21 protein-coding genes are annotated in these 23,950 nt (G+C 67.3%); 13 read left to right on the forward strand and 8 right to left on the reverse strand.

Annotated elements, in window-relative coordinates:
- Nucleotides 1–18 precede the first annotated feature (18 nt).
- Complete coding sequence (locus EDL96_RS09305; RefSeq protein WP_233568805.1) at nt 19–1,269, reverse strand: hypothetical protein; 1,251 nt, start codon at nt 1,267–1,269, stop codon at nt 19–21.
- On the reverse strand, nt 1,266–2,159 hold the full coding sequence (locus tag EDL96_RS09310) for an LOG family protein (protein ID WP_123825519.1): 894 nt from the start codon (nt 2,157–2,159) through the stop codon (nt 1,266–1,268). The genes EDL96_RS09305 and EDL96_RS09310 overlap by 4 nt, the downstream gene beginning before the upstream one ends.
- Before the next feature lie 140 nt (nt 2,160–2,299).
- Here EDL96_RS09310 and EDL96_RS09315 point away from each other — a divergent pair, with 140 nt between their 5' ends.
- The 4 genes from EDL96_RS09315 to EDL96_RS09330 all read left to right on the forward strand — a co-directional run bounded on the left by EDL96_RS09315 (nt 2,300) and on the right by EDL96_RS09330 (nt 5,725).
- Complete coding sequence (locus EDL96_RS09315; RefSeq protein ID WP_123825520.1) at nt 2,300–3,088, forward strand: amino acid ABC transporter ATP-binding protein; 789 nt, start codon at nt 2,300–2,302, stop codon at nt 3,086–3,088.
- 107 nt (nt 3,089–3,195) lie between these two features.
- Nucleotides 3,196–4,035 carry a glutamate ABC transporter substrate-binding protein gene (locus EDL96_RS09320; protein WP_123825521.1) on the forward strand — a complete coding sequence of 280 codons (840 nt, stop codon included), beginning with the start codon at nt 3,196–3,198 and terminating at the stop codon, nt 4,033–4,035.
- A gap of 122 nt (nt 4,036–4,157) precedes the next feature.
- On the forward strand, nt 4,158–4,844 hold the full coding sequence (locus EDL96_RS09325) for an amino acid ABC transporter permease (protein ID WP_123825522.1): 687 nt from the start codon (nt 4,158–4,160) through the stop codon (nt 4,842–4,844).
- Complete coding sequence (locus EDL96_RS09330; protein ID WP_233568806.1) at nt 4,844–5,725, forward strand: amino acid ABC transporter permease; 882 nt, start codon at nt 4,844–4,846, stop codon at nt 5,723–5,725. The genes EDL96_RS09325 and EDL96_RS09330 overlap by 1 nt, the downstream gene beginning before the upstream one ends.
- A gap of 67 nt (nt 5,726–5,792) precedes the next feature.
- Here the strand turns inward: EDL96_RS09330 and dapE are convergent, their stop codons facing one another.
- Entirely contained in the window at nt 5,793–6,926 is a 1,134-nt protein-coding gene (gene dapE / locus EDL96_RS09335; protein ID WP_123825524.1) for a succinyl-diaminopimelate desuccinylase, read from the reverse strand.
- Between the two features lie 40 nt (nt 6,927–6,966).
- Between dapE and dapD the strand changes: the two genes are divergently transcribed.
- Both dapD and galE read left to right on the forward strand, forming a co-directional pair.
- The gene (dapD, locus tag EDL96_RS09340) at nt 6,967–7,962 is read left to right on the forward strand and encodes a 2,3,4,5-tetrahydropyridine-2,6-dicarboxylate N-succinyltransferase (protein WP_123825525.1); all 996 of its coding nucleotides are present in this window, start codon (nt 6,967–6,969) and stop codon (nt 7,960–7,962) included.
- 69 nt (nt 7,963–8,031) lie between these two features.
- Nucleotides 8,032–9,048 (forward strand): UDP-glucose 4-epimerase GalE, encoded by a 1,017-nt coding sequence (gene galE, locus EDL96_RS09345; RefSeq protein WP_123825526.1) that lies wholly within the window; start codon nt 8,032–8,034, stop codon nt 9,046–9,048.
- 107 nt (nt 9,049–9,155) lie between these two features.
- Here galE and EDL96_RS09350 read toward each other — a convergent pair whose 3' ends face one another.
- The 3 genes from EDL96_RS09350 to fdxA form a co-directional block, all read right to left on the reverse strand.
- Complete coding sequence (locus tag EDL96_RS09350) at nt 9,156–10,451, reverse strand: citrate synthase (protein ID WP_123825527.1); 1,296 nt, start codon at nt 10,449–10,451, stop codon at nt 9,156–9,158.
- A gap of 275 nt (nt 10,452–10,726) precedes the next feature.
- Nucleotides 10,727–11,881 (reverse strand): succinyldiaminopimelate transaminase, encoded by a 1,155-nt coding sequence (dapC, locus tag EDL96_RS09355; protein ID WP_123825528.1) that lies wholly within the window; start codon nt 11,879–11,881, stop codon nt 10,727–10,729.
- Nucleotides 11,882–11,884: 3 nt separating this feature from the next.
- Entirely contained in the window at nt 11,885–12,208 is a 324-nt protein-coding gene (gene fdxA / locus EDL96_RS09360; RefSeq protein WP_123825529.1) for a ferredoxin, read from the reverse strand.
- 106 nt (nt 12,209–12,314) lie between these two features.
- On the opposite strand from fdxA, the gene EDL96_RS09365 reads away from it, so the two are divergent.
- On the forward strand, nt 12,315–12,617 hold the full coding sequence (locus EDL96_RS09365; RefSeq protein ID WP_123825530.1) for a putative acetyltransferase: 303 nt from the start codon (nt 12,315–12,317) through the stop codon (nt 12,615–12,617).
- Nucleotides 12,618–12,691: 74 nt separating this feature from the next.
- On the opposite strand, the gene EDL96_RS13460 is transcribed toward EDL96_RS09365, so the two are convergent.
- Both EDL96_RS13460 and typA read right to left on the reverse strand, forming a co-directional pair.
- Nucleotides 12,692–14,146: a PIG-L family deacetylase gene (locus tag EDL96_RS13460; RefSeq protein WP_233568807.1), complete on the reverse strand. Its 1,455-nt coding sequence runs from the start codon at nt 14,144–14,146 to the stop codon at nt 12,692–12,694.
- Nucleotides 14,139–16,040, reverse strand: coding sequence for a translational GTPase TypA (typA, locus tag EDL96_RS09375; protein ID WP_123825531.1), 1,902 nt, complete (start codon nt 16,038–16,040; stop codon nt 14,139–14,141). The genes EDL96_RS13460 and typA overlap by 8 nt, the downstream gene beginning before the upstream one ends.
- Before the next feature lie 283 nt (nt 16,041–16,323).
- Here typA and EDL96_RS09380 point away from each other — a divergent pair, with 283 nt between their 5' ends.
- From EDL96_RS09380 to EDL96_RS09405, 6 genes are all read left to right on the forward strand, one after another.
- Nucleotides 16,324–17,901, forward strand: a complete 1,578-nt coding sequence (locus EDL96_RS09380) for a cation:proton antiporter family protein (RefSeq protein WP_233568808.1) — start codon at nt 16,324–16,326, stop codon at nt 17,899–17,901.
- A complete protein-coding gene (locus EDL96_RS09385; RefSeq protein ID WP_123825532.1) occupies nt 17,894–18,652 on the forward strand; it encodes a sulfite exporter TauE/SafE family protein in 759 nt (252 codons plus the stop codon). Before EDL96_RS09380 ends, EDL96_RS09385 begins: the two co-directional genes overlap by 8 nt.
- A 113-nt stretch (nt 18,653–18,765) precedes the next feature.
- Nucleotides 18,766–19,575, forward strand: coding sequence for an ABC transporter ATP-binding protein (locus EDL96_RS09390; RefSeq protein ID WP_123825533.1), 810 nt, complete (start codon nt 18,766–18,768; stop codon nt 19,573–19,575).
- Nucleotides 19,575–21,806: an ABC transporter permease gene (locus EDL96_RS09395; protein WP_123825534.1), complete on the forward strand. Its 2,232-nt coding sequence runs from the start codon at nt 19,575–19,577 to the stop codon at nt 21,804–21,806. The genes EDL96_RS09390 and EDL96_RS09395 overlap by 1 nt, the downstream gene beginning before the upstream one ends.
- 64 nt (nt 21,807–21,870) lie before the next feature.
- Nucleotides 21,871–23,217: a sensor histidine kinase gene (locus EDL96_RS09400; RefSeq protein WP_123825535.1), complete on the forward strand. Its 1,347-nt coding sequence runs from the start codon at nt 21,871–21,873 to the stop codon at nt 23,215–23,217.
- A complete protein-coding gene (locus EDL96_RS09405) occupies nt 23,214–23,903 on the forward strand; it encodes a response regulator (protein WP_123825536.1) in 690 nt (229 codons plus the stop codon). The genes EDL96_RS09400 and EDL96_RS09405 overlap by 4 nt, the downstream gene beginning before the upstream one ends.
- Nucleotides 23,904–23,950: the final 47 nt, after the last annotated feature.

A 23,950-nucleotide genomic window follows, 5' to 3' on the forward strand; every position in this document is an offset into this window, starting at 1 on the left:
ACGACGGCGGAAAGCGAATCACGGGGGCCAGTCGCCGCCCTGGGGCAGCGGGGACCACTGCCACAGGTAACCGACCCACACAAGCTGTAACAGCGCCCCCACGATCACGAGTCCCCACCGGTAGGCCTTGGATTCGCTGACCGCGACCAACGGCGCCGCAACCACGAAGACGGGAATGAGCAACCGGAAGGTCGAGGACTGCGGGTGCAGGAAGGCCAGCAGGTATACCGCATAGCAGACCACCCACATCCAGGCGATCAACGGCAAGGTCTCCCGAACCACGCGGGTGGTCACGATCAGGGCGAACAGCCCCACGAGCACCAGGACCGCCAGCCAACCCAGGCCGACCCCGAAGAACCGGTTCCCCAATCGCAGCCACGGCTCAAAAGGCACCAGAGACGTGCCGCGCCAGGCCGTTTCCGTGTCCGTGTAGGCCCCAACTTCACCCGTGGCCCACCACGCCAATGCCGGCCACAACAACGCACAGCCACAGGACCACAGCGCCAACCAGAACCATTTGTCGAGCAACCGCAGCCAGCCGGTGAGACCCCCGGGGCGTCCCCCTCCGACCCTCAGGACGGACCTGATGAACCAGGTCAGTCCCAACGCCGCTGCGAACGGGACACCGGCGGGTCGTGTCAGGCACATGAGCAGGATCGTTCCCGCGGCGGCCACGGAGTGTCCACGCAGGACCAATAACAGGGCTGCGGCCAGCAGTGCCAGGTGCAGTGACTCCGCGTAGGCGGTCTGCAGCACGGGCGACGCCGGCCCGAAGGCGACCACGGCCAACGCCCACAGGGCGTCACGAGAGCCAAGGAACTCCCGGAACAGGCCGAGAATCAGCGGGGCAGCCGCGAATCCCGCAACCAAAGCGACCGTCGGACCGGCGAACTCCCAGGGCAGGCCCGTCGCCCCCGTGATCAACCGGACCACCATGGGAAACAGCGGGTAGAACGCCCATTGGTTGGCCGCCACGGTCCCCGTCGCATTCCGCGGGAGTTCGGTGGGGTATCCCGCGTCGTGAACCTTCTCGTACCACTGGCCGTCCCAGATGGAGACGAAGGACGAGTACCCCAGGGGCGATTGACCCCAGGGCCCATCCGGTGCCTGGCGGTCCACCACACTGAAGAGCACGAAACCCCAGAGGCGGGAGGCCAACCAGATGATCAGGGCCTGCGCCCACCACGGTGCACTCATGAACAGCCCGGCGGCACGCGCCCCTACGGCCCCTAACCACACGTGGACGCGAGTGGGGGCGGTCTGATTCACGGGGCGTCGCCTTCCAGGAACTCCTCCGGGTCGAAATCCGAACCCGCTCGTCGCGCCTTGGCCCGCAGTTCTTCGTTACGACGCTCGTGTGCTTCCCGCATGACCGTCACCGCCTCGCTCGGCGAATCGGTGACGTACAACAGGTCCAGGTCCTCAGGGGAGATCATGCCCTCACGTACCAAGCTGTCCTTGATCCAGTCCACCAGCGGTGCCCAGAACTTCCCACCCATCAGAACCACCGGGAACCGCGTCATCTTGCCGGTCTGCACCAGGGTGAGGGACTCGAAGAGTTCGTCCATGGTCCCGAATCCACCCGGCAGCACGATGAATCCCTGCGAGTACTTGGCGAACATCGTCTTGCGGACGAAGAAGTAGCGGAAGTTGATGCCCAGGTCGATGTAGGGGTTCATGCCCTGCTCGTGCGGCAACTCGATCCCCAGTCCCACGGAGCTGGCCTGCACGTCGTGGGCGCCCCGGTTGGCCGCCTCCATGACGCCCGGCCCACCGCCGGTGATCACCGTGTAGCCCGCCTTGCCGAGTTCCTGCCCCACCTCGCGGGCCATGGCGTATTCGGCAGAGGACTCCTGGATCCGTGCCGAACCGAAGACGGAGATCGCCGGGCCCAACCGTGCCAGGGTGTCGAACCCGTCCACGAACTCGGACTGGATCCGCAGCACCCGCCAGGGATCTGTTCGGGTGAAGTCCCCGGGGGCCCTGCCCGCCACGACCTCGGGTTCGAGGAATCGTTGATCGGAGGTGCTGCGCTGCAGCTCCCGTCCGCGAAGGATGATCGGTCCCTTGTGTCGGAACTTGTTTCGGTCGGGCCGGGGACTCTCCCGCGATGCCCCGGACCCGGTTGATGGGGAAGTCTCTGATCCGTTCGACGTCATGGTTTACACGGTAGCGGCAGGCCCCTCCCAAACAGGGTCTCCTTCGCGCCGAACCCGCCGCGGCACCGTGAGTCGGTCCATTTCACAATTCGGAGACGTGAACGTCATCACAATGTGATTTTTTCCACTATCTTTCTCTCATGCCCAACGAGACAGTGAGCACCGCCACCAGCCCGATCGCCGTTGAGACCGGCGAGGTCCTGGTTCAGGTCACCAATGTGAACAAGCACTACGGCAGCCTGCACGTGCTCAAAGACATCAACCTGGACGTGCGCCGCGGCGAAGTCGTCGTAATCATCGGCCCGTCCGGTTCCGGCAAGTCCACCCTGTGCCGCACGATCAACCGGCTCGAGACCATTGACGACGGGGAAATCCGAATCGACGGGAAGCCGCTGCCCAAGGAGGGCAAGGCTCTTGCCAAACTCCGGGCCGACGTCGGGATGGTCTTCCAGTCCTTCAACCTGTTCGCGCACCGCTCCGTGTTGCAGAACGTCACGCTCGGTCCCATGAAGGTCCGCGGGAAGTCCTCCTCGGAAGCCAAAGAGCGCGCGATGGAACTGCTCAAGCGTGTGGGCGTTGACAACCAGGCGGACAAGCTCCCCGCGCAGCTTTCGGGTGGTCAGCAGCAACGCGTGGCGATCGCCCGCGCCCTGGCCATGAGCCCCAAGGTCATGCTCTTCGACGAACCCACCTCCGCCTTGGACCCGGAAATGATCAACGAGGTCCTGGACACCATGGCCACGCTGGCCAAACAGGGCATGACGATGATCGTCGTGACCCACGAAATGGGCTTCGCCCGGCGCGCCGCGGACCGCGTGGTGTTCATGGCCGACGGCCAGATCGTCGAACAGAACACCCCGGAGGAGTTCTTCGCCAACCCGCAGTCCGACCGAGCCAAGGACTTCCTCAGCAAGATCCTGAACCACTGACGCTCTAGGTCCCCGACGTCGTCGTCGGGGCCCGAACGATCCTTCACCCGGCAGCGCCGCCCGGCGGCGCCGGAACCCTCACACCCTCATTCGAGATCGGGAGAACAATGCACCACAAGAACAAGCTCTACAGCGTGGCCGCCATCGCAGCCGCGGCCGCCCTGACGCTGTCCGCCTGCGGCGGTGGTGGCGGCGATCAGGCCGGTGGCGACGGCGACACGTTGCGCATCGGCATCAAGTACGACCAGCCGGGTCTGGGTTACGCCGATGGTGGCGAGTACACGGGCTTCGACGTCGAGGTCGCCAAGTACGTGGCCAAGGAACTCGGTTACTCCGAGGACCAGATCGAATGGGTCGAGTCCCCGTCGGCCAACCGCGAGAACATGCTCTCCAACAACCAGGTGGACATGATCTTCGCGACCTACTCCATCACGGACGAGCGCAAGGAATCCGTGGACTTCGCTGGCCCGTACTTCGTGGCCGGACAGGACCTGCTGGTGCGTTCCGACGACGATTCGATCAAGGGCCCCGAGGACCTGGCCGGCAAGAACCTGTGCTCGGTCACCGGCTCCACCTCCGCGGAGAACGTCCGGGAAGAGGTCCCCGGGGTCAACCTGGTGGAGCAGAGCGGCTACGCGGACTGCGTGACCATGCTCGGCTCCGGCGGCGTGGACGCCGTGACCACCGACGACATCATCCTGGCCGGTCTGGCCTCCACGGATGCCAACAAGGGCAAGTTCCGCGTGGTCGGCAACACCTTCTCCGAGGAGAAGTACGGCGTCGGCCTGCCCAAGGGCTCGGACAAGTGCGAGGACATCAACGCCGCGATCGAGAAGATGATCGACGACGGCGCGTGGGAGGAAGCCGTGACCTCCAACACCGAGGGCGCTGACTACTCCTACAACAAGGACCTCAACCCGCCCACGCCTGAGGCCTGCGCCTCCTGACCCGCCTGAGGGTGCCGGGACCTCACGGCACCCTCAGGTCCCTCGAACCACGGGCCGCGACGTGGCCGCAAGTTCCGCGCACACCCGGTGTCCCTGACCACCTCCAGCCTTCGAGAGGCATCGTGAGTAGTTACTTCGCCGACTTCGCGAGTCTGTTCCAACAGTTCGACGTGGCCGCCGCGTTCTGGGTCAACATCAAACTGACCTTCTTCGCCGCGATCGGGTCAATGGTGCTGGGCAGCGTCCTGGCGCTGATGCGCATATCGCCCATCGCCTCCCTGCGGTGGATGGGAGCGGCCTACGTCAATACGATCCGAAACACCCCGCTGACCATCATCCTGGTCTTCCTGGTGCTCGGTGTGTGGAGCCAGCTGCAGATCAATCTGAGCGCGGACTTCAACCAGAACTTCTTCCGCTACGCCGTGATCGGCCTGACGGTGTATCACGCGGCGTTCGTGTGCGAGGCCATCCGCTCCGGGGTCAACACCGTGCCCGTCGGGCAGGCCGAAGCCGCCCGGGCGATCGGTCTGGGGTTCCTCCCCTCGGCACGGATGATCATCTTCCCGCAGGCGTTGCGCGGTGCGATCACCCCGCTGGGCAACACGCTGATCGCCCTGACCAAGAACACCACGGTGGCCGCCGCGGCCTCCGTGACGGAGATCTCCGCCCTGATGAAGACCATGATCGAGTTCCGGCCCGACGTGATCATTGCAGTCTTCCTGACCGTGGCTGTGGGCTTCGTGCTCATCGTGGTCCCGGTGGGGCTGCTGACCACATGGGCCTCACGGAAGTTTGCGGTGGTGCGCTGATGGCTTCGAATGCTCAGAACGTCCTGTTCGACGTCCAAGGTCCGCGCGGCCGGGTCATCACCCTGGTCCTGAACGTTGTCGGGCTCCTTCTTGTGGCAGCCCTGGCCTGGGTGGTCCTGGGCAAGTTGGCGGACCAGGGCCAGCTGGAGGCGACCAAGTGGACGCAGCTGTTCACCGCACGGTCCTGGGAGAACTTCTTCTTGCCCGGCATCCTCTCCACGTTGAAGGCCGCTGGCCTGGCCGTGGTGCTGTCCGTGGTGTTCGGGCTGGTTTTCGGCGTGGGGCGGTTGTCCTCCCTGGCCGTGGTCCGCGCCGTCTCCACTGTGGTGGTCGAGTTCTTCCGCGCGGTCCCCGTGCTGGTCATGATGATCTTCTTCTACCTGGGGATCGGACGGACTGGAATCGTTCAACCCACGGAGACCCCGTTCTGGGCCGTGGTCCTGGCACTCATGTTCTACAACGGCTCCGTGATCGCGGAACTGATCCGTTCGGGCGTGCACGGGCTGCCCAGGGGGCAACGTGAAGCCGGACTGGTCGTGGGGCTCACCGAGTCCCAGACGTTGCGCAGCATTCTCCTGCCGCAGGCCTTGACCGCCATGCTGCCGTCGCTCCTGAGCCAGTTCGTGGTGATCCTCAAGGACACCGCGTTGGGCTACATCATCACGTACCCCGAATTGCTCGCCTCGGCCCGGCGGCTGGGTTCGGGCGACGGGAACATTCTCCAAACGCTGCTCATGGCCGCGGTGATCTTCGTGGTCATCAACTTCGCCCTGACCTCCCTGGCCCAATGGCTCTCCGGGTTCCTGAGCTACCGGACCTCGGGACGCACCAAACCCACGGTCGCGCCCGCGCCCGCCGCCGTGGCACCGGCCGCTCGGTGACCAGTCGCTCTCCTGCCCGCGCTGCACTGCTCGGGCAGAAGAGCCTCCCTCACTCCCAGGGCCGCGGTCAGGCGGTCAGCCAGTTCTCCAGCGCCCGGTGACAGTCCCGAATGGCTGCAGCGGTGACGTGCTCGTCGTCGGTGTGTGCCAGCAGGGCGTCCCCGGGGCCGAAGTTCACGGCGGGGACCCCCTTCTCGGAGAACCGCGCCACGTCCGTCCACCCGTACTTGGGCTGCGGTTCCTGCCCGACGGCGTCCACGAAGGCCGCGGCGGAAGGACGGTCCAGTCCCGGCCGCGCCGCCGGTGAGAGGTCCACGAAGGTCAGTTCGTGTCCGGGGAACAGCTCCCGGCAGTGCTCCTGCGCCTGGTCCAAGGACTTGTCGGGGGCGAATCGGTAATTGATCTCGACCCGGGCGGCGTCGGGAATCACGTTGCCCGCAACCCCGCCCTGGATGCGGATGGCGTTGAGGCCTTCGCGGTAGACCAGTCCCTCGACCTCGATCTCCCGGGGCTCGTACTCGGCCAGGACGCTCAGGACGTCGGCGAGTTTGTGGATGGCGTTCTCGCCCCGCCAGGCACGCCCTGAGTGGGCGGCCAGCCCCGCGGGGTCGATCGTGAACCGCAGCGTCCCGTTGCATCCGCCTTCCACGGTCCCGTTGGTCGGTTCCAACAGCACCGCGAAATCCGCCTCCAACATTTCCGGGGCATTGCGGTACAACCGCGCCAGACCCGACTTGGCCGAGTCCACTTCCTCGTGGTCGTAGAAGACGTACGTGACATCGCGGTTGGGTTCGGTCAGGGAAGCCGCCAGGGCCAGTTGGACCGCCACGCCGCCCTTCATGTCCGTGGCCCCGCGCCCCCACAGGACCCGGTCGTCGTCGGCGTCGGTTCCGGACCACGACGACGGCACCGTCCCCCGCGAGCCTTCAACGCTCGGCAGCGGAACGGTGTCCAGGTGGCCCGCGAGCACCACCCGCTCCGAACGGCCCAGCTCCGTGCGGGCCACGATCGCATCGCCGTCGCGGTGGACGCGCAGATTCGGATACGACCTCAGGGCAGCCTCCACGGCATCGGCCAAGGGTCCCTCGTTACCGGAGACGGATTCGACGTCGATCAACGCTGCGGTGAGCTCAGCCGGATCGGCCGTCAAGTCCAAGGCGGGAGGTGTGGGCACTTGTGGCACCGTGCGCGCGGTCGTCATCCGACCACCCTAACCGGGTGCTGTCCGTAGGATGGACCCCATGACTTCCACACATTCAGATGCCCCCCGTTACGCTGCCGGCCTGGGCCTGGCCACGGTTGTCGCCGAGGGCCCCAAGGCCGGGACGATCCTGGACGTCTGGTACCCGAACCCGGTCCTCGCCCGGGAGGCTGACACGTCCCTGGACGCCGACCTGCGCGGTGCCGCAGTGCCCGACGCCGAGCGCAACGTCACCGCGGAAATCCTGGAACGGGTGATCGATCTGGACGAGGCGCCCAAGGACGCGGCCGACGCCTACCTCCGCCTCCACCTGCTCTCCCACCGCCTGGTCCAGCCGAACACCCTGAACCTGGACGGGATCTTCGGGCTACTGGCCAATGTCGCCTGGACCTCGCGCGGCCCGGTCCTGGCGGAGGAACTGCAGTTCACCCTCCTGCGACTGCGGGCCAGCGGCAACGTCACGGTCCTGTCCGTGGACAAGTTCCCCCGCATGGTCGACTACGTCGTGCCCACCGGTGTGCGGATCGGCAACGCGGACCGGATCCGTCTGGGTGCGCACCTGGCGGAGGGCACGACGGTCATGCACGAAGGTTTCGTGAACTTCAATGCCGGGACCCTGGGCTCCGCCATGGTGGAGGGCCGCATCTCGGCCGGCGTGGTCATCGGTGATCACACGGACATCGGCGGCGGCGCCTCGATCATGGGCACGCTCTCCGGGGGCGGCAAGCAGCGCATCCGGCTGGGCGAGCGCGTCCTGTTGGGCGCCAACGCGGGCGTGGGGATCTCACTCGGGGACGACTGCGTGGTGGAGGCCGGCCTCTACGTCACCGCCGGCACGCGCGTGACCGTCCTGGGCAACGGGGCCACCGGACCCGACGGCGGCACGGAGAACGACGGCGCCCGTGTGGTCAAGGCCGTGGACCTCTCTGGAATTGCGAACCTGCTGTTCCGCCGCAACTCGCAGACCGGTGCTGTGGAGGTCCTCCCCCGCGCCGGACGCACCGTGGAACTCAACGAGGCTCTGCACAAGAACTGATCGGCTGGCGGCCGGCGGGCACGGGGATCGTCCGCCACCTTCCGAGCCACACCAACAGAAAGGCGTTTCATGCGAATTCTCGTCACCGGCGGGACCGGATACATCGGCTCGCACACCGTGTTGTCCCTGCTCGAAGCCGGGCACGACGTCGTCGTGCTGGACAACCTGGCCAACTCCTCCCAGGCTTCCCTGGAGCGGGTGCATGAGCTGGCGGGGAAGGAAACCCTGGGGTTCGAGCAGGTCGACCTCCTGGACGTCCCCGCGCTCAACCGGGTCTTCGAGACCTGGAAGCCGGAGGCCGTGATCCACTTTGCCGGGCTGAAGGCCGTGGGCGAGTCCTCCGAGAAGCCGCTGTGGTACTACACCAACAACGTGGCGGGCACGCTGAACCTGCTGCACGCCATGGAGGACAACGACTGCCGCACCATCGTGTTCTCCTCCTCCGCGACCGTGTACGGCGAGGTGGAGACCATGCCGCTGACGGAGAAGGTCGACAAGGACGCCACCAACCCGTACGGGCGCACGAAGGAGCAGATCGAGGACATCCTGACCGATCTGGCCGCCGCCGACGACCGCTGGAACGTGGCGCTTTTGCGTTACTTCAACCCGGTGGGCGCGCACGAATCGGGGCGCATCGGCGAGGACCCGCGCGGCATCCCGAACAACCTGATGCCGTTCGTGGCCCAGGTGGCCGTGGGGCGGCGCGAGAAGCTGCGGGTTTTCGGCAACGACTACCCCACTCCCGACGGCACCGGTGTGCGTGACTACATCCACGTGGTCGATCTGGCCGACGGACACGTCAAGGCCGTGGACTGGCTGGCCGCCAACGGCGGGCTCAAGGTCTGGAACCTGGGCACCGGGCACGGGTACTCCGTCCTGGAGGTGCGCGACGCGTTCCAGAAGGCCTCCGGTGTGGAGATCCCGTACGAGATCGTGGACCGCCGCCCCGGCGACGCCGCCACGACCTACGCGGATGCCTCCGCTGCGCTGGCCGATCTGGGCTGGTCCGCCGACCGGGACATGGACACCATGTGCCGCGACCACTGGAACTGGCAGAAGAACAATCCCAACGGCTACGAGGGCTGACAGCCGAATCCTCTCCCTCCCCCTGCGCTGACTTCGGGGTTGTTCCGCCTATTCGGTCGAATAGGCGGAACAACCCCGAAGTCAGCGGGTGAGGTGGGGCCGGGGCCTCAGCGCTGGGGGTAGTGGCGTTCGCCTTCGCCCACGTAGAGCTGGCGCGGGCGGCCGATCTTGGTCTCCGGATCCTCGATCATCTCCCGCCACTGGGCGATCCAGCCCGGCAGACGACCGATCGCGAACAGGACCGTGAACATGCGCTCCGGGAAGCCCATGGCCTTGTAGATCAGGCCGGTGTAGAAGTCGACGTTCGGGTAGAGCTTGCGCTCCACGAAGTAGTCGTCCGCCAGAGCCTTTTCCTCGAGCTTCAGGGCAATGTCCAGCATCTCGTTGTTGCCACCGAGCTTGCCCAGAATGTCGTGGGCGTAACCCTTGATGATCTGGGCGCGGGGGTCGTAGCTCTTGTACACGCGGTGGCCGAAGCCCATGAGCTTGACCCCGTCCTCCTTGTTCTTGACCTTCTCCATGAACGTGTCGGGGTCCATGCCCTCGTTCTGGATCTGGCCGAGCATCTTGAGCACGGCTTCGTTGGCGCCGCCGTGCAGCGGGCCGTAGAGGGCGTTCACACCCGCGGAGACGGACGCAAAGATGTTGGCCTCGGAGGAACCGACCAGGCGCACGGTCGAAGTCGAGCAGTTCTGCTCGTGATCCGCGTGCAGCATGAGCAGGATGTCCAAGGCCTTGGCCATGTCCGGGTCCACCTCGTAATTGGCGGCCGGTACACCGAAGCACATGCGGAGGAAGTTCTCGGAGTAGTTCAGTTCGTTGTGGGGGTAGAGCATGGGCTCCCCCACGGACTTCTTGTACGCGTAAGCCGCGAGAGTGGGCACCTTGGCAAGAAGCCTGATGGTGGAGATCTCCACCTGCTGCGGGTCGTGCGGGTCCAGCGAATCCGCGTAGAACGTGGACAGCGCGGAGACCGCAGAGGACAGCACCGGCATGGGATGGGCCGAGCGCGGGAACCCGTTGAAGAACATCTTGAGGTCCTCATGCACCATCGTGTGCGTGGTGATGCGATGCTCGAAGTCCTGGTACTGCTCGGGAGTCGGCAGCTCGCCGTAGATCAGCAGGTAGGCGACCTCCACGAAGTTGGACTTCTCCGCGAGCTCCTCGATCGGGTAGCCCCGGTAGCGCAAGATGCCGTTGGCGCCGTCGATGTAGGTGATGGCCGAACGAGCGTTGGCCGTGTTCACAAAACCGGGGTCGAACACCACGTTGCCGGTGTCCTTGAGCAGCGAGCTGACGCCGTAGCCGTTGTTGCCTTCGGTGGCCTCAAGAACGGGCAGGTCGAGGGTTCCGCCCTCGTAGTTCAACTGAACGTTCTTGGCGTCATGTGCAGACTCGCTCATGAATGTCCTCCGCGGTGATAGTTCGTCGATCGTTGACCCTGTAGGTCGTGCGTGGTTCCGGCGCTCCCCATGATGTGAGTTCGGCGTCGGTGCTGAGAGAGATGGCCGACACAACGGTGTATCGGTCACACGAGTGCCTCAGGACACAGGATCGCTGTAGTCCAACTTACTCGCTTGTCCTGGGAACGTGCCAATTCTGCGCCCACGGCGGACAGCGCCGGAAACCCCGTCCCAACGTGTCCGGGGCCAGACCTGGGGCATCGTCCGAGCGGGCCTCAGGCGCCGTTCAGCCGATGGACCGCGGCGTCGATCCGCTCGTCGGAGCCGGTCAGGGACACCCGCACGTATCCCGAGCCCGCGTCACCATAGAACACGCCGGGGCCCACGACGATGCCAAGGTCGGCGAACCGCCCCACGGTGTTCCACGTGTCCTCTTGTGAACCGGTCGGTCGGCACCAGAGGTACAACCCGGCCTCCGAGTGCTCGACCGCCAGGCCGAAACTTTGCAGGGCAGGCAACAGTCGCTCCCGGCGGCCACGGTAGAGGGCCTTCTGAGCGGCAACGTGGGCGTCGTCGTTCAGCGCCGTCTGCATGGCGGCCTGGACCGGCGCGGGCACGATCATTCCTGCGTGCTTGCGGGAGTTGACCAGATCCTTCATCAGCTCCGGGTCACCCGCCAGGAAGGCTGCCCGGTAACCGGCGAGGTTGGACTGTTTGGACAGCGAGTACGCGCTCAACAGCAGGGACAGGTCTCCCCCGCTGACCTCAGGGTCCAGCACGGACGGCACGCGCGTCCCACCGCGCTCGACATCCCAGTCACCCCAGCCGAGTTCGGCGTAGCACTCGTCGGAGGCGACGACGGCGCCGAGCGCCCGGGCCTGGTCCACAAGTTTCTTGAGCGACTCGGCGGAGCGCACGATGCCCGTCGGGTTCCCGGGCGAATTGACCCAGACCAACCGCACGCGCGAACGCACGTCGTCGTCGAGTTCGTCCAGATCGTCCGCCGCCACGTGCTCGGCACCGGCGATCTGAGCGCCGATGTCATAGGTCGGATAAGCCACCGTGGGGCGAACCACCACGTCACCGGCGCGCAGGCCGAGCAGCAGCGGCAACCAGGCCACCAGTTCCTTCGACCCGACCGTGGGCATGACCTGCTCCGGGCTGAGCCCCGCCACACCGCGGCGTCGGGCACACCAGCCAACGATCGCCTCGCGCAGAGCGGCGGTGCCGTGCGTCGTCGGGTAACCGGGCGCGTCCGCCGCGGCGGCCAACGCGTCCTGAACCACCAACGGCGTGGGGTCGACTGGCGTACCGATGGAAAGGTCCACCACGCCGTCCGGGTGCTGCTGCGCGGTACGCCGGTAAGGCGCCATGGCCTCCCACGGGTATTCGGGCAGGGACAGGCCGAAGGCGCGCGGCGAATCCGTCACGTGTCAGTCCTGGTTCTGCGGCGGCAGCGCGGCGATACCGGGGTGGTCCTTGCCCGTGTTGCCGAGCTTGGCGGCACCGCCGGGCGAACCGAGGTCGTCGAAGAACTCGACGTTGTACTTGTAGTACTCCGCCCATTCCTCGGGGGTGTCGTCCTCGTAGTAGATGGCTTCCACCGGGCACACGGGTTCGCAAGCGCCGCAGTCCACGCACTCATCCGGGTGGATGTACAGCGAGCGCTCACCTTCGTAGATGCAATCGACGGGGCACTCTTCCACACAAGCCTTGTCCTTGACGTCGACACAAGGCTGGGCGATCACGTACGTCATAAAGCTCGCGATCCTTTCTCACGGTTGGTTCCGGACCATCCTACGGCGTTGCCCAAGAGGCCCAAGACGGAATGTCATGTAGGAAACATCCGGCTACCGTGGCTGCGTGAACACCTCCGTACCCGCCGTCGCACTGCTTCGCTCCCTCCCCGTCGGAACGCGCGTCACGGTGCGTTGGGCACTTCCCGACGGGAACACGTCCGGGAAAAAGTTCACCGACTCCATCGGCTCGATCGTGGCTCCGGTCTCGTCTCCGAGCCTTCTCTCCGACAACGACGGCGGCCATGACCCCGGTCAAGGGGACCCTCTGGTCCTGGACACCCGGCAGGGTGAGGTCAGGATCCCGTGGGAGGCCGTCCGTCTGGCCAAGCGTGTTCCTCCCCCGCCGCCTCGACGCCCCCGCGACTGAGCCGGCTTCGCTGCCGAGTGCGCAGTTTGATCGCTCCTGAACGGTTCAGGGGCGATCAAACTGCGCAGTCGGCATCAGGGGCGATCGAACTGCGGTTTCGGCGCGGCGGGCACGTGTTCGCGACGGCGCCTGCGCCACCAACGGCCCACCACAAGCACGGACACGAAGGTGGACAGCAGGATCCCGACGAACCAGGCCCAGCCGACCAGGCCGATCGCCGAATCCGTGGTCATCACGATCAGCGGGGAGTCCGAGCGCCCGAAAGCCAGGACGAAGGCGACCACGTAGGCAACCATCCCGGGCACCGCGGCGGCCCAGATGCGGCGCGTGGTGGTTCCCGCCCACACGGACATGCTGGTCAGCAACGCCAGTGCCAACACCACACCCCACGGAATGGTCAGGCCCTGCACGGGACGCCAGATGTTCCCGTGCACCCCCGTGCCCAGGATCCCCGCCAGCAGGCCACCCACAACCGCAACGGTGAGGGTCACCGGCAGGGAGGCCTGTTCCAGTGGATGGCGACCCGCGCGGGAGGCCCGGGCGGAACCGGGAAGTCCGGCAGAACCGGCTGCTCCATCCGACGAGGAAGGCACCACGTCCGGGTCTCCGCGCAGCAGCCGGAACGTCTCCACGCCGCTGATCTTCTGCGGCACCCCGTTGGAGAACCGGAAGGTCAGATCGGCGGGATCCGCGGGCAGGGTCACCTGCGTCTCGTGGGCTTCCAGCGCGGCGCGCTTGGCGGCCAGGCCCGCGGGTCCGGCTTCGACCACTGCCTGGACCCGGTTGTCCTCGGACGAGAACTCGCCCTCGATCGCCCAGGTCAGCGGCACGTTCCAGCCGTCCCCACCGGCCCCGGCGGTGCGAGCCAGCTCCACGGCCCGCAGGGTCACCTGCGCGGTGCGGATATGGTCCAGGTGGCCGTAGCCGCCGTCGTCGTCGTAAGTCACCACGGCCGCGGGCCGGAGGGAGCGGATGGCCGCGGCGACGTGCGCCGCAGCCTCCTCCACCGGCGCTGCCGTGAGCGCGGCCGACGACACGTCCGCGGCCGCCCGGGCACGGCCGTCGGGCCCCCAGGACATGCCGGAATCCAGATACCGGTCCCGCCCGTTGCTCAACCCGACGGACGGGTCGATGGCCGGGGCCCGCCCCGCGAACACCTGGTTGCGCACACCCAACGCAGCACAGGCCGCGGCCAGTTCGTGGATGCGGTACTCCCCCAACGCGGTGCCGTCGTCGTTGTTGGCCGGCTGCCCCACCTCCAGGTGCCGCAGCAGCTCCGGGATGACCTCCCCCCGTTCGCCACGGGTCATGGTCAGCAGGTGAACCTCGGCCCCACCGCGCGCCAGCTGTGCGATCGAGGCACCCGTGACCACCGTTTCGTCGTCGGGGTGGGCGTGGACGTAGAGCACCCGCGCACCGTGGATTCCCTGTCCCTCGGGCAGCAGGGAACGCCGCGCATGCGGCAACACCGCCGTACCCTGCTGTGGGTACGACGGCGTTGCGTCGGCCGAGGGGGAAAGCTCAGGCACGTGCCCGCTGGCGAGCAGCCTTGACGCGCTCGTTGCCGTCCAGGATCACCTTGCGGATGCGGATCGCCTCCGGGGTGACCTCCACGCACTCGTCCTCACGGGCGAATTCCAAGGATTCCTCGAGGGTGAGGATCTTGGGCGGGGTCAGGTTCTCGAAGTTGTCCGCCGTGGAGGAGCGCATGTTGGTGAGCTTCTTCTCCTTGGTGATGTTGACGTCCATGTCATCGGCACGGGCGTTCTCACCCACGATCATGCCTTCGTAGACCTCCTGCGTGGGCTTCACGAAGATCGTGCCGCGTTCCTGCAGGTTGATCATGGCGAACGGCGTGGCCACGCCGGCGCGGTCGGCGACCAGCGAACCGTTGGTGCGGTACTCGATCTCCCCGGCCCACGGCTCGTAGCCGTCCGAGTAGGAGGAGGCGATGCCGGCGCCGCGGGTCTCCGTGAGGAAACGGGTGCGGAAACCGATCAGACCGCGGGAGGGCACCTGGAACTCCATGCGAACCCAGCCGGTGCCGTGGTTGGTCATGGACTCCATGCGGCCCTTGCGAGCGGCCATGAGCTGGGTGATCGCGCCCAGGAACTCCTCCGGGGTGTCGATGGTCATACGCTCCACGGGCTCGTGCAGCTTGCCGTCGACCTCCTTGGTCACGACCTGCGGCTTGCCAGCGGTGATCTCGAAACCTTCACGGCGCATCTGCTCCACCAGAATCGCCAGGGCCAGCTCACCGCGCCCCTGCACCTCCCAAGCATCCGGACGCTGAGTCGGCAGGACCCGCAGGGACACGTTGCCTACCAGCTCCTTGTCCAGACGGTCCTTGACCTGCCGCGCGGTGACCTTGGCGCCCTTGACGCGACCGGCCAGCGGGGAGGTGTTGATGCCGATGGTCATGGAGATCGCGGGATCGTCCACGTGGATCAGGGGCAACGGGGCCGGGTTCTCCGGGTCCGTGAGCGTCTCACCGATGGTGATGTCCTCGATGCCGGCGACGGCGACGATCTCGCCCGGCCCGGCCGATTCGGCGGGTTCGCGCTCCAGGCCCTTGGTGGCCAGCAGCTCGGAGATGCGGACGTTCTTCATCTCACCGTTGGAACGTGCCCACGCAACGGTCTGCCCCTTCTTGAGGGTGCCGTTGAAGATGCGCAGCAGGGCCAGGCGGCCCAGGAACGGGGAGGCGTCCAGGTTGGTCACGTGTGCCTGGAGCACGCCTTCGTCGTCGTAGGAGGGAGCGGGGATGTGCTCGATGATCGTCTTGAACAGCGGCTCCAGGTCCTCGTTGTCCGGCAGGTTGCCGTCCCCGGGGTTCTCCGTGGAGGCGCGGCCCGCCTTGCCGGAGGCGTAGACCACGGGGACGTCCAGAACGGCGTCCAGGTCCATCTCTGGGTAGTCCTCGGCGATGTCGGAGGCAAGGCCGAGCAGCAGGTCCATCGACTCGCCCACGACCTCCTCGGAACGGGCGTCCGGGCGGTCGATCTTGTTGACCACCAGGATCACGGGGAGCTTGGCCTCGAGGGCCTTGCGCAGCACGAAACGGGTCTGCGGCAGCGGTCCCTCGGAGGCATCCACCAGCAGCACGACGCCGTCGACCATCGACAGACCGCGTTCGACCTCACCACCGAAGTCGGCGTGGCCGGGGGTGTCGATCACGTTGATGGTGATGTTCTCACCGTTGGCCGAGGGGCCGTTGTAGAACACCGTGGTGTTCTTGGCCAGGATGGTGATGCCCTTTTCCTTCTCCAGGTCACCCGAGTCCATCACGCGTTCCTCGACCTCACCGTGCGCGGAGAACGCGTTGGTCTGCTGCAACATCGCGTCCACGATGGTGGTCTTGCCGTGGTCCACGTGGGCCACGATGGCGACGTTGCGGAGGTCGGTTCGCTGGGCAGTGCTCATGCGTGTGAAGTCTCTCTTCGATGGGGTGGGTGCCTGTCGTGCGGCACCGGGATTCGCAGCGCCCGGCGGGGTTCGACTGCGAGGAGCGTGGACCACCACTGATCGGGCGATCACATCCGCCGTCGGAATCACAGCGGTCCGCCGGAGAGTCTACCCTTTGGGGCACAACGGGGCGGTGTGATCACCGCTACCCTGATTCCAGATGTTCTCGGGGCGGGTGAACCGCCCTTTGTGCACGTCGGAGACGTGGAGCGTCAAGGGGGTCAGCAAGCACGTGGGAGCCGTGGCGGTCTATCTGACGGTGATCTTCCTTGCCGGGCTCGTGGCTGTCCTGGTCAGACTCCCCCCGCTCATCGGATTCCTGGCCGCCGGCTTCATCCTCAACGGCCTGGACGTCGAGCCGCTGCCCGGGCTGCACACCGCCGCCGATCTGGGCGTGACACTGCTCCTGTTCGGCATCGGCCTCAAGCTCGACGTCCGGTCCTTGCTCTCCCGTGAGGTCTGGCAGACCGCCGGGGTGCACGGGATCCTGAGCATTTCGATCGGCATGCTGGGCATGTGGGTGCTCGGGTTGTTCGGCGCGCCACTGCTGGTTGGTCAGGACGTGGGGACCCTGGCGTTGATCGGCTTCGCGCTGTCGTTCTCCTCGACCGTCCTGGTGGTCAAGATCCTGGACGAACACGCCGAGGCGCAGTCCTACTACGGGCGGATCGCGATCGGCATCCTGATCCTTCAGGACGTCGCCGCCGTCGTGTTCATCACGGCTTCCTCCGGTCACTGGCCCTCTCCGTGGGCCGTCCTGTTGGTGTTCCTACCCGCCTTGATCTGGGTTCTGCGCAAGGTCTGGGACGTGCTGCCCCACGGCGAGATGCAAGCGGTGTTCGGGGTCGCCATGGCCCTGGTGCCCGGGTACGCGCTCTTCGGGGCTCTGGGCCTCAAGGGCGACCTGGGTGCGTTGATCGTGGGCGTCCTGATGGCCGGACACCCCGCCGCGGGCGAACTCTCCCGGCTGCTCATGGGTCTCAAGGAACTCCTGCTGGTGGCGTTCTTCGTCTCGATCGGCATCGCGGGTGTGGTCACGGGTGAAGCACTGTTGGTGGGCACGCTGTTGATGCTCCTGCTCCCGGCCCAGTCCGTCGGTTACATCTGGTTGCTGCACATGAACCGCCTGCGGCGCCGCACATCGGTGTTCGCGGGGCTCGCCCTGAGCAACTACTCGGAGTTTGCGCTGATCGTCACGGCCGTCGGCGTGGAGGCCGGCATGCTGCCCGAAACCTGGCTCATCGCGATCACCGTGGCGGTGGCCCTGAGCATGGTGGTCGCGCCCCTGGTGGGCCGCCGTCGGGACACCGTCCTGGCCATCGCACGTCGGGTGCTGCCCCGGTGGCCGGAGGACAAGGTCCACGTCCACGAACGCCCCATCGACCTCGACGGCGCCACCGCCGTGGTGCTGGGCATGGGCCGCATCGGTCGCAGTGCCTACGAGGAACTACGCGACCAGTTCGGCTACGGAGTGGTGGGCGTCGAAAGCAGTGCCGAACGCGTGGAATCCCTTTCCGCCAACGGCTATCTGGTCGAAGAAGCGGATGCCACGGACCCGGATTTCTGGGACCGCCTCAAGATGAGCGAGCACGTGAACATCGCGGTGCTGGCCATGCCGTTCCACGGCACCAACCTGGAAGCACTCCGCCGCCTGCACCAAAGCGGGTTCGACGGCGTGGTGGCCGCCGTGGCCCAGTACGACGACCAGGTGCGCGAGATCCGCGAACAGGGGGCCGACGTCGTGATCCAGCTGTACGACGGCGTGGGGCTGGCCTTGGCCGAATCCGCCGTGGACATGGCCCGGCCGCGGCATGACTGATCTCAGTCTCACGCCCGCTCTGTGGGCGAGCCTGGCGATCGTCGTCGGGTCCACCCTCCAACGGCTCTCCGGCACCGGCGTTGGCCTGGTGGTGACGCCGGTCCTCTCGCTGATCCTGGGGCCGGTCGCGGGTGTGCTCATGACCAACGCGACCACCACGGTCTCGGGCTTCACCATCATGCTCTCCGTTCGGGACCGGGTGCAGTGGCGCAAGGCCGCGGTCGTCGTCGCCACGGCGTTGCCTGGAGCGGTCCTGGGAGCCCTGCTGGTCCTGGTGTTGCCCACCGCCTGGCTGCAGATCGGCATCGGGCTGCTGGTGCTGATCGCCTTGGTCCTCACGGTCACGACCCCGCGCCTGCCCCACCTGGACTCCAAGGTCGCGCTTCCGGTCACGGGTCTGATCGGAGGGATGCTCAACACGACGGCGGGTGTGGCCGCTCCGGCGATGGTGATCGCCGCGCGCCTGACCCGGTGGGATCAACGGGCGTTCGCGGCCACGTTGCAGCCCATCTTCATGTCCATGGGCCTGTTCTCCGTGCTCACCAAGTCGGTGCTCGGGGCCACGGGGCAACCCCAACTCCCGCCGTGGTGGCTGGTGCCCGTGGTCATCGGGCTGGTCCTGGGCGGGGTCGGCCTCGGAACGCTGCTCGAAAGCAGGGTCAATCCCCTCCAGGCGCGGACCCTGGCCCTGGTGATCGCCGGCCTCGGCGGCCTCGCGGCCATGGTCAAAGGACTGTCCGCCGTGACGTGACCCGCGGGACGGCGTCAAGTCCGAACGTCATACCCCGGGATGATCCCGTCATCATCACAGATGGACCCGCGGGGCGATGTGCCGGCCTCACCCCGCCGTGGACCATGGATGCCATGTCAAGCAACCCTCTGCATTCCAGCACCACCTCTGCCACCTCCACTTCCCAGACCACGACGCAAGACCCATCGCAGACCCCGTGGGCCTCTGGGGCCGAGAGAGAGGCCGCTCCGGCCGTCCTGGCCGAGCACGTGTCCCGGACCTACGGCGACGGTGAACTCAAGGTCACAGCGCTCAATGACGTCTCTCTGCACATCGAACGCGGCACCTTCACCGCCGTCGTCGGGCCCTCCGGTTCCGGTAAGTCCACCCTGGTGCACTGCCTGGCGGGTCTGGACTCCCCCGACGACCGACCGGAGACCAGCATCCGCGTGGGTGGGCAGGACATCACCCGCATGAACGACAAGAAACTCACCGAGTTCCGCCGCGAGCACGTGGGTTTCGTCTTCCAGGCCTTCAACCTGGTCCCGGTCCTCACCGCCCGGCAGAACATCGAACTGCCGCTCACCCTGGCGGGCAAGAAGCTGCAGGCCCGGCGCCTGGAGCGCGTGGCCGAGGCTCTGGGCATCTCCGAACGACTGGACCACCGGCCCGATGAGCTCTCGGGCGGTCAGCAGCAGCGGGTGGCGATCGCCCGTGCGCTCATCACGGAACCGGACGTCATCATCGCCGACGAGCCGACCGGTGCTCTGGACACGGAGACCACGGCCCAAGTGCTCGGGCTGCTCGCGCGGACGGTCCACGAAGAGGGCAACACCGTGGTGGTCGTGACCCACGACGCCCGGGTGGCCGACTACACGGACCGCACGATCATGGTTCAGGACGGCCGGATCGTCTCCGACGAACGCCGAGGGGGCGCGCTCTGATGCGTCGCATCGTGTTGTCCCGCCTGCGCCTGCAATGGGCGCGCTACGTGCTGATCGCCCTGTGCGTGGCCGTCTCCGCGGCCTTCGCCTCGGCCGCGTTCATTCTCAATTCGACGTTGAACGCCTCCATGGTCGGGACCCTCACCGCCATGACCAAGAACTCGGACCTGGTGGTCTCCGTGGCCATGCCCGAGGGTGGCGGCAGCATGGAAGCTTCGGAGGGTCTCACCGTCGAGGACGTCAACGCCTTGACCGAGATCGACGGCGTGCAGACCGCATGGTCACAGACCATGGTTGCCGCGCAGATCGAGGGCAAGGACCCGGCCACCGCCCCGATGTACGCCGCCCCGGCCCCCACCGATGACGCGATCTTCCCGTGGGATTTCACTGAGGGCCGAATGGCGCAGGATTCGGGGGAGGTGGTCGTGAGCACAGACCTGGCCGAACGGGGCGGGCTCTCGATCGACCAGACGATTCCCGTGACCGCGGTTATGCAAGGACCCGGGGCACCCTCGGCCGGTGCGGACCAGGCCACGCCGACCGCTACGGAGCTGCGCGTGGTGGGCATCGTGGACGCACCGGAGATGGAGGCCTCGATGAACACCTGGGTCACCGAGGACCAGCTCGCGGACATGGTCCCGGGCGGCGTCGACAGCCTGCCAACCTCATTCGACACCCAACTACTGCTCTCCCCCGGTGCCGATCTGGAGCAGGTCCGTGACCGGGTCACGACGCAGCTGGAGGACAAGGGCGTGGACGTCGACGTCCAGACCCCGCAGGAGCTCTCCGACCAACAGCTGGAGGCGATGTCGGGCGACAGCAACATCATGTTGGCCTTCCTGATGGCCTTCGCCCTGCTGGCTGCGATCGTCGCCTTCCTGGTGATCACCACAACCTTTGGTGTGCTCACGGCCCAGCGCGCTCGGGAGCTGGCACTCCTGCGGTGCATGGGTGCCACAGGCTCGCAGCTGAGGCGCGGCGTGGTCATGGAGGCCGTGGCCATCGGTGCGATCAGCTCGGTTCTGGGCGTGGCCGCCGTGACCGGGGTGGCATTCGCCCTGTCGCCGCTGCTGCCCGACTGGGTGGTCGTCGCGGTCAGCCCACGCGACCTGGCCATCGGCATCGGCCTGGGCGTCGTCGTCACCTTGCTCGCCTCCCTGGGCCCCGCACGGCGTGCCATGCAGGCCTCCCCGTTGGACGGCATGCGCGGTTCCAGGGGCGACAACCGCCTGCCCGTGGCCCGCACCGCCCTCGGGGTGGTTCTGGTGCTGGCCGGGGCCTCGGTCCTGGCCTGGGCGGCCATGGTCCACAACCAGCCGCTCGCAGGGATCGGGGCCGGCGCGGCAGCGGGCCTGGGTCTCATCCTGACCTCGCGCTTGTGGATGCCGACCGTGGTCACGGTCCTGGGGCGGCTGCTCCCGGGCGGCACGCCGTCGGCACTGGCCTCCGCCAACGCCTCCCGTCACCCGGCACGCACGACGACGACGGCCACGGCGCTGCTCATCGGCATCACGCTGGTGGCCACCGTGTTGACCGGTCACGCCGTCGCCCAGAAGTCGGTGCTCGAACACCTCGAGCAGACGCGCCCGGTGGATGTCACCATCTCCAGGAACCTGGACGCCGCCGCCGTCGAGAAGATCTCAGGTCTGGACAACGTCGAAGGCGTCACCCAGGGCGCCGGTGAGACCACCGTGGATCTCGCCCGAGGCATCGGTTCGCGTCCCACGCAGACCGCGCTGGGAGACATCGCGGAGATCACGGACACGAACGCCTTCGAGATCGGCGCGGCCGCGTTCGAGAAGGCCTCCTACGTGGACATCCTCAACATCATGTTGGCGGTGGCCCTGGGGCTGCTGGGCGCGGCCGTCCTGGTCTCGGTCCTGGGCATCGCCTCCACCATGTCCCTGTCCGTCCTGGAGCGGACCCGCGAGAACTCCCTGCTGCGGGCTCTCGGGCTCTCCCGCCGGCAGCTCGGCGCCACCATCCGGCGCGAGGCCATCGTGATCGCCGCCGCTGCCTGTGCCGTGGGTATCGTGGCAGGTTGGTTGTTGGGTACGGCGGTGATCTCGGCCATGGTCACCAAAACCATCCCGGTGCTGCTCACGGCACCCTGGTGGGGACTCGTGGCCGTCGTCCTCGGTGCCTGGCTGACGGCCCTGATCGCGGCTGCCTTGCCCGCCCGGCGGGCCACGAAGGTCTCACCCGTGGCCGGGTTGGCCGCGATCGAATGAGACACGTCCGTGGGTCTGCGCGGCGGCCACCGGCCGTCGCGCAGACCCGGGTTCCGGAGGCGAGATGAGACCGCACCTGGCAATCGCTCGGTGGACCGAGCAGCACGAGGTGGCCACGAACGCCGTCGTGGTCTCCGTCCTCATGTTCTTCACGGTGTTGGGCAGCGTGTCCGGCGGCTGGGGCCAATTCATCGGGGCCGCGTTGGTCGGGGTTCCCGTCTACCTGCGGATCGGTCGACCGGTCACGGCGGCCCTCCTGGTGGCCCTGGCCACCGTGATCTCCACGGTGGCGCTGGGCGTGTGGCCCGTTGCCACGGGGTTCTGGGCCGTCCCCATGGTCATCCACCGGGTGGCCGCGCGGTCCCAGCGGTCCCACCGGTTGGGGGTCCTGGGGCTCGCGCTGGTCGTGGCCCTAGTGGTCTCCCTGGTCAGCCCGCTGTGGTCCGAACCCATGATCGCGCCCGGGTCCATCGCCTTCGGCGGCACCGACTGGTGGATGGCCGTGCTGGTGATGACTCCCTTCGTGTGGTTGGTGGTCATCACCTCCTACCTGCTGGGTGACGTCAAGCGCGTGCGCTGGGAGCGCGAGCAGGCGGAGGCCCAACGAGCGCAGGCCCTGGCGGACCGCGCTGAGGCCCTGGCCGCGTGGGCGCACCGGCTGGAGATCGAACGCGACCAGGAGGTCCGCCTGGCCGCCCAGGACGAACGCACCCGGATCGCCCGTGAGATGCACGACGTGGTCGCCCACTCGCTGTCCGTGGTCATCACCCAGGCCGACGGCGCCCGCTACGCCTCGGCCGCGGACCCGACCGCCGCCGTCGAAACCCTGGAACGGATCTCCACGACGGCGCGCGGTTCCCTCACGGAGATGCGGCGCCTGTTGGGGGTCCTCCGCACGGACGACGCCCAGCAGGTCACCCCCGTGCCGGGCACCGCGGACGTCCCCGATCTGGTCCAGGGCGTGCGGCAGTCCGGGCTCCCGGTTGACCTGACACTCCCCGAGGATCCGGAGGCCCTGTCCCGCCTGCCGGCCGGTGCGTCCCTGGCGCTGTACCGGTTGGTGCAGGAGGGTCTGACCAACGTGCTCAAGCACTGCCCCAAGGCCACCGGCGCGAGCGTGGTGCTGCGTTCGGGCCACGGTTGGGCCGAGGCACAGGTGGTCAACGACGGGCTGCTTGCCGCTCAGGACTCACAGGCCGCTCAGGACTCCAGGTCGGCCAATCGTCACGGGCCGTCGGACGATGCGACGCACCGGCCGATCCCGTCCTCCGGACAGGGACTCCGCGGCCTGGCGGAACGGCTGGGGGTCTACGGCGGGCAGTTGGAGGCCACGCCGTCCCGCGACAATGCTGACCAGTGGGTGATCCGGGGATGGGTCACCACGGACGACCAACGACAGGACCTCCCATGAGCCCCGATCCCGAATCCCACACGGTGCCCATCCGCGTGCTGATCGTGGATGACCAACCCCTCGTCCGCAGCGGCTTCTCCATGCTGATCAACTCCCAGGCCGACCTCGGCGTCGTCGGTGACGTCGGTGACGGCGCCCAAGCGGTGGCCCTGGTCGACTCTCTGGCCGGGCGCGCGGAGGGCCCCGACGTCGTCCTCATGGACATCCGTATGCCGGTCATGGACGGGCTGGAGGCCACGCATCGGATCCTGTCCGCGCACCCAGGGGTCACCGTGGTCCTGTTGACCACCTTCGACCTGGACGAATACGCCCTGGACGGGATCCGGGCGGGGGCCAGCGGCTTCCTGCTCAAGGACGCCATGCCGGAGGACCTGTTGGCCGCCATCCGCACGTGCCACCGCGGGGACGCCGTGATCGCCCCGTCCACCACGCATCGGCTCATGCAGCGCTTCATCGACCCACCCAAGCCGCAGGCTCCGGCGGATCCGCGCCTGGACGAGCTGACCCCGCGGGAACGCGAGGTGTTCGAGCTGGTGGGCCACGGGCTGTCCAACGCGGAGATCATGCAGCGCTTGGTGCTTTCGGAGGCCACGGTCAAAACCCACGTGTCCCGCATTCTGGCCAAGCTCCAGGCCCGCGACCGGGTGCAGTTGGTGGTCATCGCCCACGAATCCGGCATCCTCTGACCGACGAGACCTCCGTTACGGCCCAAAATCCCGGGTGGAATGGGCCG

Source organism: Kocuria soli (assembly GCF_003797835.1).
GTDB lineage: Bacteria > Actinomycetota > Actinomycetes > Actinomycetales > Micrococcaceae > Kocuria > Kocuria soli.

Bases quoted from the DNA above. Each gene is read 5' to 3' on its own strand.
- EDL96_RS09315 (WP_123825520.1), top strand. From the start codon at position 2,300: ATGCCCAACGAGACAGTGAGCACCGCCACCAGCCCGATCGCCGTTGAG.
- EDL96_RS09385 (WP_123825532.1), top strand. From the start codon at position 17,894: ATGACTGATCTCAGTCTCACGCCCGCTCTGTGGGCGAGCCTGGCGATC.
- typA (WP_123825531.1), bottom strand. From the start codon at position 16,040: ATGAGCACTGCCCAGCGAACCGACCTCCGCAACGTCGCCATCGTGGCC.
- galE (WP_123825526.1), top strand. From the start codon at position 8,032: ATGCGAATTCTCGTCACCGGCGGGACCGGATACATCGGCTCGCACACC.
- EDL96_RS09320 (WP_123825521.1), top strand. From the start codon at position 3,196: ATGCACCACAAGAACAAGCTCTACAGCGTGGCCGCCATCGCAGCCGCG.
- dapD (WP_123825525.1), top strand. From the start codon at position 6,967: ATGACTTCCACACATTCAGATGCCCCCCGTTACGCTGCCGGCCTGGGC.
- EDL96_RS09405 (WP_123825536.1), top strand. From the start codon at position 23,214: ATGAGCCCCGATCCCGAATCCCACACGGTGCCCATCCGCGTGCTGATC.
- EDL96_RS09400 (WP_123825535.1), top strand. From the start codon at position 21,871: ATGAGACCGCACCTGGCAATCGCTCGGTGGACCGAGCAGCACGAGGTG.
- EDL96_RS09330 (WP_233568806.1), top strand. From the start codon at position 4,844: ATGGCTTCGAATGCTCAGAACGTCCTGTTCGACGTCCAAGGTCCGCGC.
- dapE (WP_123825524.1), bottom strand. From the start codon at position 6,926: ATGACGACCGCGCGCACGGTGCCACAAGTGCCCACACCTCCCGCCTTG.
- EDL96_RS09390 (WP_123825533.1), top strand. From the start codon at position 18,766: ATGTCAAGCAACCCTCTGCATTCCAGCACCACCTCTGCCACCTCCACT.
- EDL96_RS09395 (WP_123825534.1), top strand. From the start codon at position 19,575: ATGCGTCGCATCGTGTTGTCCCGCCTGCGCCTGCAATGGGCGCGCTAC.
- EDL96_RS09350 (WP_123825527.1), bottom strand. From the start codon at position 10,451: ATGAGCGAGTCTGCACATGACGCCAAGAACGTTCAGTTGAACTACGAG.
- EDL96_RS09310 (WP_123825519.1), bottom strand. From the start codon at position 2,159: ATGACGTCGAACGGATCAGAGACTTCCCCATCAACCGGGTCCGGGGCA.
- fdxA (WP_123825529.1), bottom strand. From the start codon at position 12,208: ATGACGTACGTGATCGCCCAGCCTTGTGTCGACGTCAAGGACAAGGCT.